Source organism: Methylomonas sp. HW2-6, assembly GCF_052474525.1.
This window is the reverse complement of the sequence record NZ_CP184124.1, coordinates 1,928,834-1,943,039: the sequence shown is the minus strand read 5'-3', so window position 1 is coordinate 1,943,039 and position 14,206 is coordinate 1,928,834. Positions and strand designations below refer to the sequence as shown.

Below are 14,206 nucleotides of genomic sequence, written 5' to 3'. Positions count from 1 at the left end.
CCGGCGTCCTCCGGCTTATTGAGTGTATTTTTGCTGGGCCAGCGGCACGTAGTTTTCCAGCGGCAGCGAACCCAGGTTCAAGCCCAGTTTGGTCATTTGCAGATTGTGAATACGCTTGTCGACGAACAACAGGCTTTTGCGGCGCATCAGGAAGGTATAGGGCTGGTCTTCGTAGAGGATGCGTTCGGCCTGCTGCCACAGCGGCATGCGTTTGCCTTCGTCGACGGTACGGCGCGCGGCGTCGATCAATTTGTCCAGTTCCGGATTTTGGTAGCCGATGAAATTATCACCCTTGCTGATCGCCTGCGAGCTATGGAAGGCTTGGTACAGGTCGGTTTCGATGCTGCTGGTCCAGCCCAGGGTGATGGCGTCGAAGTCTTTTTTATCCAGGTTCTCCAGCATCACCGGCCATTCCTGCGGGAACGGCACCAGTTTGACGCCGGCTTTGGCGTACAGATCCTTCAACAACAGCACCATGCGGCTGGTGTCTTCGTTGGCCTGAAAGTAAGTCAGTTTGAATTCGAAGGGCTGACCTGTTTTGTCTTCCAACACGCCGTCCTGGTTGCGGTCTTCGTAGCCGGCTTCTTTCAGCAAGGCCTTGGCTTTATCGAGATTGGCTTGATACGGCTGCAAGGTAGCGTCGTGCTGCTTGCTGGCGTTGCCGAACGGGCTGACCGCCGGCTCGGCGTAGCCTAGAAACACATCCTTGATGATGCGGCCGGTGTCGGTCAAATAGCTCATGGCCTGGCGCACGCGCTTGTCGGCGAAGCGGGTCGGTTTGCCGCCGCGCATCTGGTTCCAGCCGATGTAGCTATAACCCACCACTGGCGGCATGTATTCGAAGCTTTGGCTCTTGGCTTGAATCTGGGCGTCGCTTTGCAGTTGTTTGTATTCGGAGGCTCGCGCCGAGTAGGAGTCGATGTCGCCGTTACGGTAGGTCGTCAGGCGGGCGCTGTCGTTTTGGATGATTTTCCACAAAATGCGGTTGTAGGCCGGCTGCACGTCGCCCCAGTAGCGCTCGTTACGGACCAGCTCGACGTTGCCTTGGTCCGGGGTCCAGCTTTTCGGATCGGCCAGTTTATAGGGACCGCTGCCCAGCAACAGACCTTTGGATTCGTTGAATTTTTGCGGTTCTTTCAGGTAGGGTTCGTAAAAATGCTTGGGCAGAATATTCATGCCGCCGGCCAGGGACAGTGCTTCGAAATACGGTTCCTTGTAGGTGAACACCACCCGGTATTTGCCCTCGGCCTTGACCGACTGAATCTTCTGCAAATAGGCACGCTCGCGGGGCGCCTGGATCGCCTCGGTCATGATGAAACTGAAGCTGAACACCACATCGTCGGCGGTCAGCGACTGGCCGTCGGAGAAAGTGACGTCGTCGCGCAACTCGAAAGCAATGGTGAGACCGTCTTCGCTAACCGTCCAGCTTTTGGCGATCAAACCTTCCCAGGCCAGCGTATCCGGGTTGCGGGTAATCAGGCTTTCCTGGACGTAGCTTTGTACATTCGAGGCGTAGGCATCGGTCGATACCAGCGGCGTAATGGTTTTCAGGTTAGTGCCGAAGGCTTCGACACTCCAGTCGCCTGCGGCATAATCCGGCAGCTTGGTTGCGGCATGCGCTCGTTGAAAGGCCGGGGCAATGCCGCCGGATTGTGCGGTTTGCGTCTGCCCAGTCAACGCACCGCTAGCTGCTAGAGTGTGCAACTCGCGCATGGCCTGGGCTTGTTCGGCCAATGCGGTCTGCATTTCGCTAAGCTTCAACCATTGCCGGTCTATCTGGTACATCGTCAATACGATCAAAACGAGTGCCAAGCAAACCAAGCCGTAAAGCGTCCAATCCCGAGAAGCGAATGGTTTTTCCATGGTAAATCTGTCCGAAAGTTTCGAGGCGAAGGGAGCGGAGTTTATATTGACGCTGACCACAACGGCAACCGGTATCAATTTCCAGAAACTGCCGCAAAAGCTGCTGTACTTTACCTTCAGGCCGGCGATTTGCAAAATCGCTTCGTGCTTCCAAGCCTCCGTTTTACCGATTGCGCCTGACGGAGCCCGTAGTCAGGCGCCGCCGTAGCGCAGGTACAAAAAAGGGAGCTTTACGCTCCCTTTTCAAGTCTCGGCTGAAAAATTATTGCTTTTCCGGCCGAACCACAATTTCGGCTTTGGCTTGCAACGCGTTCAACACTGCTTCGAGTTGCGCCTTACCGAAAGCCGCGGCGATGTTTTTCGAGATCGCAGCTTGCTTGTTTTTGTCGGCCTCGGACATTACGCCTTCGTTGACTTTGTGAATGGCCAGCACCAATTTGCCGCCGTCGGCATTATCCAGCACAGCAATACTCGGTTGACCGGCATGCGGCTTGGCGGCTTTGAATATTTCCTGGACGACCGGCGCAGGTAACTGAGTGGCGTTACGCGCCAAACCATCCAGTTTTTTCGAAACCAATTTTCTGGCTTCGGCCGCCTGGGCCAGCGTTTTTCCCGACGCCAGATCCTGTTTGACCTGATCCGCCACCGCGACGGCTTGCTGACTGGCCTTGTCGCGTTGAATAGCGGCAATCAGCTCTTTTTTGACATCTTTCAATTCCTTAACTGCTGCCGGCTGGTGCGAGGCTACGCGCAATACCACCAGCTTATCGCCACCGACTTCGATCGGCTCGCTGTTGCCGCCCTTCAACACATCTTCAGAGAATGCGGCGGCACGAACCTTTTCTTCGGCGGCGATGCCTTCGCCGTTTGCCCGGGTAAACTCAGCCGTTTTTTGTACCGGGCCGCCCAGTAAATCGGCTGCGGCCGCCAGACTGTCCGGATTCTCGTAGCTGACTTCGGCCAACTTCTCAGCCAAGGTATTGAATTTGGTTTCGGCTTGGCTCTTTTGATAGGCCTTGGCGACTTCGGCTTTGACCGCTTCGTAGGGCTTGGTTTCGCCCGGAACCAGTTCGGTCACTTTGATCAGGTGGTAACCGAAAGCGGAACGCACCGGCTCGGATATTTCGCCCAGCTTCAGCTTGCTGGCCGCGTCCTCGAAGGCCTTTTCCATCACGCCGACGTTGAACAGACCCAAATCGCCGCCGTTTTTCGCCGTCAATTTGTCGTCCGACACTTCGGCCGCCAATGCGGCAAAATCCTTGGTTTGCAAATCCTGCTTGGCTTTTACGGCTCTTTGCAGCGCTTGAGCGTCTGCATCCTTGTCTTTACCGAAAGCAAACAGGATATGGCTGATTTTGCGACGCTCCTGGGTCGTGAATTGAGCTTTTTGGTCTTCGTAATAGGCCTTCAGCTGTTCGTCGTCGGCCGCAATACCGGATGCCAGTTTATCCACCGAGAGTTCGACATACTCGACCGAAACCTGTTCGTCGGTACGGTAATCGTCCTGATGCTGCTGGTAATAAGCGGTAAGTTCGTCGTCGCCAGGCTGTTGCGAGACCTGAACCAACGGGACCGTCACATATTCAATATCGCGGGTTTGGTTTTGGATTTTGAAGAAACCGGCGATTTCGGCAGGTGTCGCGAAACTGCTATCGATGATGGCGCGCTGAAACTGTTCCATGACCAAGGCTTTCTTGATGCGATTGACGAACTCAGCGGATGACATGCCCTGCGAGCCCAACAGCGTTTGGTATTGGGTTTTGTCGAACTTGCCGTCTTTTTGGAAATACTCCAGCGATTGAATGAAATCCCTGGCAGTGTCGTCGCTGACGATCAGGTTTTCATTCTGCACGTACTGCAGCAATACTTCGTCGCGCACCAGCTTTTCCAGAGCTTGCTTTTTCAGCGTTTCTTCATCGAATTTCATGCCCGCCAAGTTTTGGGCATATTGCTGGTAGGCCTGATTGACGTCGCGCTGGAAAAACTCCTTGCCTTCCACCGTCACTACCGGCGCTTCTTTGCCGCCGCCGAGATAATTTTGAATGCCCCACAAACCGAACAGCACGCAAATAAATATCAATATGATCGATGCAAAAACTCCATGCACCTTTTCTCTTATTTCTAAAAGCATAAACGCTTTCCTTAAACAGAATTAAACCCGATCGCTAAAGGCGATAAAATTACACGCAAAAAAAAACCTCGGACCGTACGGCCCGAGGTTTCTGTTTTGGCGGAGCGGACGGGGCTCGAACCCGCGACCCCCGGCGTGACAGGCCGGTATTCTAACCAACTGAACTACCGCTCCAAAGTCTGGTGGGTGCTGAGGGGTTCGAACCCCCGACCCTCGCCTTGTAAGGGCGATGCTCTCCCAGCTGAGCTAAGCACCCGACTAAAGAACGACTAGTTTACAGCATCTTTTAAAGATTTGCCAGCTTTAAATGAAGGAATTTTTGCGGCTTTAATAGTGATCTCTTCGCCGGTTTGCGGGTTGCGACCTTTACGTTCCGCTCTTTCTTTAACATCGAAAGTACCGAAACCAACCAGGGCAACGGAATCGCCTTGTTTCAATGCGTCTTCAACGGCTTTGATAAAACCATCCAGAGCCCGACCAGCATCGGCTTTTGTCAACTGTGACGCACTGGCAATAGCGTCAATAAGTTCCGATTTATTCATTTATTTCCCCTTAGGATGTCGTTGTATTAATTATGCTCGGCAAACAAACACGTGTTTTGCCCGCCCACCGGTTATTCCACCAACCCGAATACGGCCTCTCCTCTGCGAGAGGCCGACATTTATATCAACGGGCTGCGATCGGTGTCAAGCGTTAGGAGCCTTGGAAACCACGATTTTTGCGGTTTCCAAGGATTTTAACCCATGCTTAATGTGCCACTACCCCGGACTGTTTTACCTCGACCTTTGCGCTAGTCGCATCGGCCAATTCAGCCGGAGAAAGAGGGGTTGGCATACGTTGTAAGGCCAATTCCAAAACTTCGTCGATCCAACGTACGCACTTGATCGCCAGATTGCGTTTGATGTTTTCCGGAATCTCAGCCAAGTCTTTTTCGTTTTCGGCAGGAATGACCACGGTAGCAATGCCGCCTCGGTGTGCGGCAAGCAGTTTTTCCTTCAAACCACCGATGGGCAAGACCTCCCCGCGCAGGGTAATCTCGCCGGTCATAGCCACGTCGGCCCGCACCGGAATCTTGGTCAGCGCCGAGATAATCGCGGTGCACATACCAATACCGGCGCTCGGTCCGTCTTTCGGCGTCGCTCCTTCCGGAACGTGGATGTGAATGTCGCTCTTCTGGAACACTTCGCTGTCGATACCTAATATACCGGCCCGACTGCGCGCAACCGTTACGGCGGCTTCGATAGACTCCTTCATCACATCGCCAAGCTTGCCGGTAGCCAATTGCTTACCCTTACCAGGCATGACTGCGGTCTCTATCGTCAGCAGTTCGCCGCCGACTTCGGTCCAAGCCAGACCGGTTACTTGGCCGATTTGGTCGCTATCCTCGGCCATGCCGTAGCTGAAGCGGCGCACACCAAGGTACTTGTCCAAGTTCTTTTCGGTAATGGAGGTCCGCGACTTTTTCGCTTTCAGCAACAAATCCTTAACTACTTTACGGCAAATCTTCGATATTTCCCGCTCCAGGCCGCGCACCCCGGCTTCCCGAGTGTAGTAACGCACAATATCTTTGACCGCGCCTTCCGAGATATGGATTTCCGACTCGACCAAGCCGTTACTCTTGATCTGCTTCGGAATTAAAAACCGGGTCGCTATATTGATCTTCTCGTCTTCGGTGTAGCCGGCCAAGCGAATGATTTCCATTCTGTCCAGCAAGGCTGGCGGAATATTCATTGTGTTGGCGGTAGCAACGAACATGACGTCAGACAAATCGAAATCGACCTCCAAATAGTGATCGGAAAAAGTGTGGTTCTGCTCGGGGTCCAGCACCTCCAACAGCGCCGATGCCGGGTCACCGCGAAAATCCGCGGCCATTTTGTCGATTTCGTCGAGCAGGAACATCGGATTGCGGGTTTTGATCTTCGCCAGATTCTGCAGAATCTTACCCGGCATCGAACCGATGTAGGTCCGGCGATGACCGCGAATCTCCGCCTCGTCTCGGACGCCGCCCAGGGCCATGCGTACATATTTACGATTGGTGGCCCGCGCAATCGATTGCCCCAACGAGGTTTTACCGACCCCCGGAGGTCCGACCAAGCACAAAATCGGCCCTTTCAACGCTTTGACCCGTTGTTGAACCGCGAGGTATTCGAGAATGCGTTCCTTGACTTTTTCCAGACCGAAATGTTCGGCTTCCAATACCTCTTCGGCCACTTTCAAATCGTGGCGAACCTTGGTTTTTTTCTTCCAAGGCACATTAACCATCCAGTCGATATAATTCCGAACCACTGTAGCTTCCGCGGACATCGGCGACATCATCTTCAATTTGTTCAGCTCGGCGGTTGCCTTGGTTTTCGCTTCCGCACTCATACCCGCAGCGGCGATTTTCTTTTCCAGCTCTTCGATTTCGTTGCCGGCCTCATCCATTTCGCCCAACTCTTTCTGAATCGCCTTCATTTGCTCATTCAGATAGTATTCCCGCTGGTTCTTTTCCATCTGTTTTTTGACGCGGCCACGAATCTTCTTCTCCATTTCCAGAATATCGACTTCGCCCTCCATCAGCGTCATCAGGTTTTCCAGACGCTTGGCAACGTCGACCATTTCCAGCATCTCCTGTTTTTCCTCGACCTTCAACGCCATATGCGCAGCCATCGTATCGGCCAGACGACTGGGATCGTCAATGCCGGACAAAGAATTCAATACTTCGGGCGGAATTTTGTTATTCAGTTTCACGTACTGATCGAACGAGTTGATCGCAGTGCGTTGCAGCACTTCCGCTTCCTGCTCGGAAATATTCATTTCGTCGGCTAATTCGACGACACTGGCAGCGCAATAACTGTCGATTTCGCAGTATTGGATCACTGAACACCGTTGACTACCCTCCACCAACACTTTCACGGTGCCGTCCGGCAATTTCAGTAATTGCAGGATATTGGCCAACGTTCCGACCTTATACAGATCGTCGAAGCCCGGTTCGTCGACATCGGCTTGTTTCTGGGCTACCAGCAGCACCTGCTTATCTTGCTTGATAGCGGCATCGAGTGCGTCGATAGACATGCCTCGGCCGACAAACAACGGGATTACCATGTGCGGGTAAACCACCACGTCCCGTAAAGGCAGGACTGGAATCAGTTCGTCTTGGTTTTTCAAATCGGTCATTTCAATTGCTCCCGGAGCACGTCAATACACACCCAATCCTATATGAGGACGATCCTGGAGAAAACAAGTATCTTAAATTCAGCGCAAAAAAAAGGAGCTTGGCATCGGCCAAACTCCCTGATTTTTGTTTCGGCTCAACGAAAAGCCGGCTGTTTAAGACTAAGAAGCGTCGGAAACGGCCATTTTCGGCTCGGTTTCGTAAACCAGAATCGGGTCGGAATTACCCGATATCACGCTTTCGTCGATCACGACTTTCGAAATTTTGTCGTTGGACGGCAACTCGTACATCGTATCCAGCAAAACGTTTTCGACGATAGTACGCAAACCGCGGGCACCGGTCTTTCGTTCCATCGACTTGCGGGCAATCGCCGCCAACGAGTCGTCTCTGAATTCCAGTTCGGCACCTTCCATTTCAAACAAATGTTTGTACTGCTTGATCAACGCATTTTTCGGCTGCGTCAGAATTTGAATCAGCGCTGCCTCATCCAATTCATCCAACGTCGCGATAACCGGCAAACGGCCGACGAACTCCGGAATCAGACCATATTTGATCAAATCCTCTGAGCGCACGTCAGCAAAAATTTCGCCCACGTTTCTGTTATCGTCTTTGGTTTTGACTTCAGCAGAAAAACCGATACCACCTTTTTCGGTGCGGTTTTTGATGACTTTATCCAGTCCGGCAAAAGCCCCGCCGACGATAAACAAAATATTGGCGGTATTCACTTGCAGAAAATCCTGCTGCGGGTGCTTGCGTCCGCCTTGCGGCGGCACCGAAGCTACCGTGCCTTCGATCAGCTTCAGCAGGGCCTGCTGCACCCCTTCGCCGGATACATCCCGCGTAATTGACGGGTTATCGGCCTTACGGGAAATTTTATCAATCTCGTCAATGTAGACGATGCCGGTTTCGGCTTTTTCCACATCGTAGTCGCACTTTTGCAGGATCTTCAGGATGATATTTTCGACGTCTTCCCCGACATATCCGGCTTCGGTCAAAGTCGTCGCGTCTGCGATCGTAAAGGGTACATCCAACAATCTGGCCAGCGTTTCCGCGAGCAGGGTCTTACCGGAACCGGTCGGACCTATCAACAGAATATTACTTTTCGCCAACTCGACATCGCTTTTCTTGCTGTTGCTTCGCAGGCGTTTGTAATGATTGTAAACGGCGACTGCCAAAATTTTCTTGGCGTTTTCCTGGCCGATTACATAATTATCCAATTCAGCTTTGATTTCTTTGGGCTTAGGTAACGCACCGCCGGATACCGCCATTTCGTCTTCGAGCAATTCATCCCTGATGATGTCGTTACAAAGCTCGACACACTCGTCGCAAACATAAACGGATGGCCCGGCAATCAGTTTCCGCACTTCATTTTGGCTTTTACCGCAAAAAGAACAGTAAAGAAGCTTTTCGTCGTCTTTACCTTTCTTGTCTCTACTCATAGACAGACTCCACCGTTTCACTTCGCTTCATCACAGAGATGAAATACTTCAAAAACCAATAGTAAACTCCCCCGCACATCGCGGCAACCGGGGTGCGTTGCTGTTAACCGCTACGACTGGTCAACACCTTATCGATCAAACCGTAATCCACGGCCTGTTCCGCACTCAGAAAATTATCCCTATCGGTATCCTGTTCGATCTTCTGCAAGGACTGGCCGGTGTGGTGCGCCAACACCTTGTTCAACCGATCCCGAATCTGCAGGATTTCTCTTGCATGGATGTCGATATCCGAGGCCTGTCCCTGGAAACCACCCAGAGGCTGATGAATCATGACCCGGGAATGCGGCAAGCAATAGCGCTTTCCGGCCGCACCGCCCGCCAACAACAACGCTCCCATACTGGCCGCCTGGCCGATGCACATGGTGCTGACGTCCGGCTTGATAAACTGCATCGTGTCGTAGATCGCCATACCCGCAGTTACCGAACCGCCTGGCGAATTGATGTACAGGTGAATATCCTTATCCGGGTTTTCCGATTCCAGGAACAATAGTTGGGCCACAACCAGATTGGCCATGTAATCCTCAACCTTGCCCACCAGAAAAATGACCCGCTCCTTCAGTAAGCGGGAGTATATATCAAACGATCTTTCCCCACGGGCTGTTTGTTCAACCACTATCGGCACTAGACCGCCCGCCGCTTGCGGCGCCATCATTTCGCTAATCACATTTTGGTTAAACACGTTAAGCCCTCATTGTCACTATCGTTCCATTACCTGATCAAAACCGACGGTCACGTCGGCGACTTTAGCCTGACTTACGATCCATGCCACAGCCTGATCCTCGAGAACCATTTGTTGCACGTCGTTCAGCCGAGACTTGTCTGCATAATACCAGTTCACGACGTCTTCAGGGCGCTCATAACTCTTCGCCATGTCTTCGATAACCGAACGAACTTTGTCGGCATCAACCTTCAATTCGTTTTTATGAATCACTTCGCCCAAAATCAAGCCCAAGGCCACGCGGCGCTTGGCTTGCTCTTCGAACATATCCCGCGGCAGATTCAGGTCTTCCAATTTCAAACGCATGTTCTTGGCCCGTTCCGCGTAAGGCTTCATCAGGGCTTGAATTTCCTGGTCGATCAATGCATTTGGGATCGACACCGAAATGTGCTCGAACAACGCATCCATCACGGCGGTTTTCAATTTGTTTTTCAAGCCTTGCACCAACTCCCGCTCCATGTTGGCGCGCACATCGGCGCGGAAGGTTACCGCATCGCCGTCTTCGACGCCGTAGGCTTTGATGAAGTCGGCATCGACTTCGGGCAACACAGGCTCCTCGACTTTAACCAATTCGACTTCGAACTCAGCCGGTTTGCCGGCCAGCTTTTCACTGTTGTATTTTTCCGGAAAAGTCACAGCAAATGTTTTGCTTTCGCCGACGTTCAGGCCTTTCAGCTCGTCTTCGAAACCGGGGATCATTTGCTTGCCGCCGATCTCGACCTGATAGTTTTCAACCTTGCCGTCGGTGAAGTTTTCGCCTTCGCAAACACCGGAAAAATGGATCGAAACTCTATCGCCTTCCTGCGATGCGCGTTCGACGCCGTTCCAGGTTTTCTTCTGTTGCCGCAACTTTTCGACCATGTTATCGACATCGCTTTCTTCGACGCTCGCATTAGGCCGCTCGATTTGCAAGTTGCCGATGCCGTCCAACGCGATTTCCGGATACACTTCAAACTCGGCGACGTATTCGAATCCCTCGGTTTTCTCGCTGGGATGGATATGAGGATGACCAGCCGGATTCAAATCCTGCTGCTGCAAAGCTTCAAAGTAAGTCGACTGAATCAAGTCGCCGGTGACTTCGTTTCTGACCCGATCGCCATAAAGTTTTTTCACCATACTCGCAGGCACTTTACCCGGGCGGAATCCATCCACTTTGACGGTGCGCGCCAGTGTTTTAAAGCGAGTTTCCATTTTTTCCTGAACTACGGCGTCTGGAATGCTGACAGTCATTTTCCGGCTTAATTCTGATGTCTTCTCGACAGAAACTTGCATTGCTTTACCTCGATAACTAAAAAAATAGGAATTTATGATTCGGGAGAATCGTCGACGATGTTCAAATCCGGGGAGCTTTACGGTCGTAAAGTGACGCATTAAGCGGGTATGGTGCGAGCGGAGAGACTCGAACTCTCACGGGGTTACCACTGGAACCTAAATCCAGCGCGTCTACCAATTTCGCCACGCTCGCAAAACAAAAGAACGCGGCATTATAATCAGCCGACCCGGCAAAAACAACTTCGGTTACCTTTTTCTATGAGGCAACACGCCACTTCCAGCATGAATATTCGACTGCGCGGCGCAATCGCCGCTTTGGCATTAGCCCTTACGACGGGCGCAAAGCCGGCACTGGCGGACGGACAAACCCCATTCGCCCACAAACTGATTTTTGAGAATCAACAACATCCGGTCTACGTGGCTATCGCCAATAGCGCCGAGCAACGGGAATTGGGTTTGATGTTCCGCCGCGAGCTCGGCCCGGACCAAGGCATGCTATTCGTTTATGCGGAACAACGCCCGCGCAGCATGTGGATGAAAAATACGATGATCGCGCTCGACGTGCTATTCGTCTCCGCAGACGCCAGGATCGCAGCCGTCCTGAAAAACCTGCCTCCCTGCAGAATCGACCCTTGCCGGATCTACGACTCGCAGATTCCGGCGCAGTACATGCTGGAATTGCCGGCCGGCTTTATCGACCGGCACGCAATCGGCATCGGCCAGAAATTGGTCTTGCCCGACGGCCTAGCTACTGCCGACAGGGATTAAGGCCCATTGACATCCTCGGCATCGCCTTCATACGGCGTTGCGTATTTGCATTCCTTCTGCGGGCAGACTTTTTCGGTGCCCCGGCGCTTCGTGGTTTTCAAGGTCAGAATAGGCCAATGACAATCCGGACATTCTTCCTTGATCGGCGCATCCCATAACGCATAATCGCATTTTGGGTATTCCGAACAGGAGTAGAAAATCTTACCGCTGCGTGCCTTGCGCTTCAAAATCGCGCCTTTTTTGCACTGCGGGCATTCGACCCCGGTATCCTGGGGCTTTTCCAGCGGTTCGATGTGCTTGCATTTCGGATAAGCGCTGCAACCGACAAACTTGCCGTAACGCCCAGTCTTGATCACCAACGCCGACTCGCACTTCGGGCAGACGCGACCTTCGACCACTTCCGGCTCGTTAGCCGCCACCGCATTGTCTTCGCCGAGATTGCGGGTGTAAGAACAAGTCGGATAATTAGTACAACCGATGAAACGGCCGTTCCGGCCCAACCGGATCGACAAGGCGCTGCCGCATTCCGGGCATTTTTCGTCGATACTTTCTTGCGTGACATCCTTGCGCTGTACGCTTTCTTCTTTCTCGTTGATCAACTGGGTAAACGGCCGCCAGAAATCGTTCATCAACGGAATCCAATCCTTTTCGCCGCGGGATACCGCGTCCAGTTCGTCCTCCAGATTAGCGGTAAAACCGTAGTCAACGTACTTGGTGAAATGCTCCGTCAGGAATTTGTTGACGATGCGACCGACATCGGTCGGATAGAAACGCTTGTTTTCTATCGTCACATATTCGCGATTTTGCAGTGTCGAAATGATGGTCGCATAGGTCGAAGGCCGACCGATGCCGTGTTCTTCCAAAGCCTTGACCAAACTGGCCTCGCTATAACGCGGCGGCGGCTCGGTAAAATGCTGGGTGGCGACGATCTCCTGCAGCTTGACCGGCCGTCCTTCCTCCATAGGCGGCAGAATACTTTCCTGGTCGTCCGCCGCTTCTTTGCTGTCGTCGACGCCTTCCAGATAAACCATCATGAAGCCGGGATTGGTCACGGTGGAACCGGTGGCGCGAAACACATTTTTTTCGCTACCGCAGTTCAAATCCACGGCCACAAGATTCAGAGTGGCATGGATCATCTGACAGGCTACGGTACGCTTCCAGATTAAATCGTAAAGTTTGTACTGCTCAGCCGTCAGCCGGCCTTTGACCTGCTCAGGCAAACGTTGCACCGAAGTCGGCCGAATAGCCTCGTGAGCTTCTTGTGCGTTTTTTGACTTGGTTTTAAATTCGCGCGGCTGTTTCGGCACGTTCTCGGCACCGTATTTCTCGGCAATCAGAGCGCGAATATCGGCAACAGCTTCTTCTGCCAGATTCACCGAGTCGGTACGCATATAAGAGATTAAACCGACGGTTTCGCCACCGAGATCAATACCTTCGTACAACTGCTGGGCAACCATCATCGTGCGCTTGGTGGTAAACCCCAGTTTCCGCGCCGCTTCCTGTTGCAGGGTCGACGTGATAAACGGCGGCGCCGGATTCCTGTTGCGCTGCTTCTTCTCCAGCTTGGCAACGATCAGCTGGCCGTCGGCTTCGGCCAACAAAGTCTGTTTGACCTGATGGGCCTGCGCTTCTTCAGTAAAGCTGAATTGGTTGAGTTTTTCGCCGTTGAAATGCGTCAGTTTGGCTTTGAAAGGCTGACCCTGGGCATTGGCCTCGGCAGTATGCGACCAGTATTCTCGGGTCTTAAACGCTTCGATCTCCATCTCGCGTTCGACGATCATCCGCAACGCCGGACTTTGCACCCGGCCGGCGGACAAACCGCGGCGGATTTTCTTCCACAGCAACGGCGACAAATTGAAGCCCACTAGATAATCCAAGGCCCGCCGCGCCTGTTGGGCATTGACCAGACTGTTGGATAACTCGGTCGGATGGGCAATGGCTTCAGTCACGGCCTTCTTGGTGATTTCGTGAAACACCACCCGCCGTACCTCTTTATCCTTCAGGAGTTTTTTCTCCTTCAAATGCTCGAAAACGTGCCAGGAAATCGCCTCGCCTTCCCGATCCGGGTCGGTCGCCAAATAGAGTGTATCGACATCTTTAATGGCCTTACCGATTTCCTGCAGATGGCGCTGGTTGCGGTCGATAACCTGATACTTCATCGCAAAGCCGTTCTCCGGATCGACTGCGCCTTCTTTGGGTATCAAATCGCGAACATGGCCGTAGGAGGCGAGAACCTGAAAATCTTTACCCAGGTATTTTTCGATGGTTTTGCATTTCGCAGGCGACTCTACAATGACTAAACTTTTGCTCATACAGTCGTAAAAGCCTCAGTGTAAAGAACTAGGTATCAAATCGTAGACGATGTCTTCCATTCTGGAAAAAGCGGCACTGTCACCGGGTTGGCTCAATAGCACCATCAACACGATCCACTTCAATTTGTCTAGGGTGATATTTTCGTCTTTCAATGCCATCGCCCGGTCGATGGCGATCTCGCGGTTGCCCGGAGTCAGAATGCCGGCGTGTTCCAAGTACATCAGAAAGTCACGGCATTCCAAATCGAAAACAGCGTTTTCCTGCTGGCTAAAAATCCGGAAAGACGACGAAATCGCCGGCGATATGCTGTCCATTTCCGCGAGCGACTCCAGCCAATCGAAGGCTTTATTGACGTCCGGCTGCTGAAAACCGGCATCCAACAATTCGCTGGCAATGATTGAAGTATCAGGGTAGTTATCGCTGTCGCCATCCAGATAGTTTTCAAACAGATATATCAGCACATCAAAAATATCTTCTTTCATTAGAAC

10 protein-coding genes and 3 tRNA genes are annotated in these 14,206 nt (G+C 52.5%); 1 reads left to right on the top strand and 12 read right to left on the bottom strand.

Going from position 1 to position 14,206, the window contains the following annotated elements; all coding sequences use genetic code 11:
- Window positions 1-15: 15 nt before the first annotated feature.
- The 10 genes from ACH518_RS10065 to ACH518_RS10020 all read right to left on the bottom strand — a co-directional run bounded on the left by ACH518_RS10065 (window position 16) and on the right by ACH518_RS10020 (window position 10,830).
- Entirely contained in the window at window positions 16-1,863 is a 1,848-nt protein-coding gene (locus tag ACH518_RS10065; RefSeq protein WP_445372794.1) for a peptide-binding protein, read from the bottom strand.
- Between the two features lie 262 nt (window positions 1,864-2,125).
- Window positions 2,126-3,994 (bottom strand): SurA N-terminal domain-containing protein, encoded by a 1,869-nt coding sequence (locus ACH518_RS10060; protein WP_445372793.1) that lies wholly within the window; start codon window positions 3,992-3,994, stop codon window positions 2,126-2,128.
- A gap of 97 nt (window positions 3,995-4,091) precedes the next feature.
- Window positions 4,092-4,168: transfer RNA gene (locus ACH518_RS10055), tRNA-Asp, on the bottom strand.
- A 6-nt stretch (window positions 4,169-4,174) separates the two neighbouring features.
- Window positions 4,175-4,250 (bottom strand) — tRNA-Val (locus ACH518_RS10050).
- A 13-nt stretch (window positions 4,251-4,263) separates the two neighbouring features.
- Window positions 4,264-4,536, bottom strand: coding sequence for an HU family DNA-binding protein (locus ACH518_RS10045; protein WP_020482925.1), 273 nt, complete (start codon window positions 4,534-4,536; stop codon window positions 4,264-4,266).
- A 205-nt stretch (window positions 4,537-4,741) separates the two neighbouring features.
- On the bottom strand, window positions 4,742-7,150 hold the full coding sequence (gene lon / locus ACH518_RS10040; RefSeq protein ID WP_445372792.1) for an endopeptidase La: 2,409 nt from the start codon (window positions 7,148-7,150) through the stop codon (window positions 4,742-4,744).
- Window positions 7,151-7,309: 159 nt separating this feature from the next.
- On the bottom strand, window positions 7,310-8,587 hold the full coding sequence (clpX, locus tag ACH518_RS10035) for an ATP-dependent Clp protease ATP-binding subunit ClpX (protein WP_445372791.1): 1,278 nt from the start codon (window positions 8,585-8,587) through the stop codon (window positions 7,310-7,312).
- Between the two features lie 103 nt (window positions 8,588-8,690).
- Window positions 8,691-9,296 (bottom strand): ATP-dependent Clp endopeptidase proteolytic subunit ClpP, encoded by a 606-nt coding sequence (gene clpP, locus ACH518_RS10030; protein ID WP_140913164.1) that lies wholly within the window; start codon window positions 9,294-9,296, stop codon window positions 8,691-8,693.
- Between the two features lie 48 nt (window positions 9,297-9,344).
- Window positions 9,345-10,637, bottom strand: coding sequence for a trigger factor (gene tig, locus ACH518_RS10025; protein WP_445372790.1), 1,293 nt, complete (start codon window positions 10,635-10,637; stop codon window positions 9,345-9,347).
- Between the two features lie 109 nt (window positions 10,638-10,746).
- Window positions 10,747-10,830: transfer RNA gene (locus ACH518_RS10020), tRNA-Leu, on the bottom strand.
- 89 nt (window positions 10,831-10,919) lie between these two features.
- Between ACH518_RS10020 and ACH518_RS10015 the strand changes: the two genes are divergently transcribed.
- Window positions 10,920-11,405 (top strand): DUF192 domain-containing protein, encoded by a 486-nt coding sequence (locus tag ACH518_RS10015; protein ID WP_445372789.1) that lies wholly within the window; start codon window positions 10,920-10,922, stop codon window positions 11,403-11,405.
- On the opposite strand, the gene topA is transcribed toward ACH518_RS10015, so the two are convergent.
- The gene (gene topA / locus ACH518_RS10010) at window positions 11,402-13,717 is read right to left on the bottom strand and encodes a type I DNA topoisomerase (RefSeq protein WP_445372788.1); all 2,316 of its coding nucleotides are present in this window, start codon (window positions 13,715-13,717) and stop codon (window positions 11,402-11,404) included. The genes ACH518_RS10015 and topA overlap by 4 nt on opposite strands.
- Window positions 13,718-13,732: 15 nt before the next feature.
- Window positions 13,733-14,200, bottom strand: coding sequence for a DUF494 family protein (locus ACH518_RS10005; RefSeq protein ID WP_140913138.1), 468 nt, complete (start codon window positions 14,198-14,200; stop codon window positions 13,733-13,735).
- Window positions 14,201-14,206: the final 6 nt, after the last annotated feature.

Bases quoted from the DNA above. Each gene is read 5' to 3' on its own strand.
- topA (WP_445372788.1), bottom strand. From the start codon at position 13,717: ATGAGCAAAAGTTTAGTCATTGTAGAGTCGCCTGCGAAATGCAAAACC.
- ACH518_RS10005 (WP_140913138.1), bottom strand. From the start codon at position 14,200: ATGAAAGAAGATATTTTTGATGTGCTGATATATCTGTTTGAAAACTAT.
- tig (WP_445372790.1), bottom strand. From the start codon at position 10,637: ATGCAAGTTTCTGTCGAGAAGACATCAGAATTAAGCCGGAAAATGACT.
- ACH518_RS10060 (WP_445372793.1), bottom strand. From the start codon at position 3,994: ATGCTTTTAGAAATAAGAGAAAAGGTGCATGGAGTTTTTGCATCGATC.
- clpP (WP_140913164.1), bottom strand. From the start codon at position 9,296: ATGGCGCCGCAAGCGGCGGGCGGTCTAGTGCCGATAGTGGTTGAACAA.
- lon (WP_445372792.1), bottom strand. From the start codon at position 7,150: ATGACCGATTTGAAAAACCAAGACGAACTGATTCCAGTCCTGCCTTTA.
- ACH518_RS10015 (WP_445372789.1), top strand. From the start codon at position 10,920: ATGAATATTCGACTGCGCGGCGCAATCGCCGCTTTGGCATTAGCCCTT.
- ACH518_RS10065 (WP_445372794.1), bottom strand. From the start codon at position 1,863: ATGGAAAAACCATTCGCTTCTCGGGATTGGACGCTTTACGGCTTGGTT.
- clpX (WP_445372791.1), bottom strand. From the start codon at position 8,587: ATGAGTAGAGACAAGAAAGGTAAAGACGACGAAAAGCTTCTTTACTGT.
- ACH518_RS10045 (WP_020482925.1), bottom strand. From the start codon at position 4,536: ATGAATAAATCGGAACTTATTGACGCTATTGCCAGTGCGTCACAGTTG.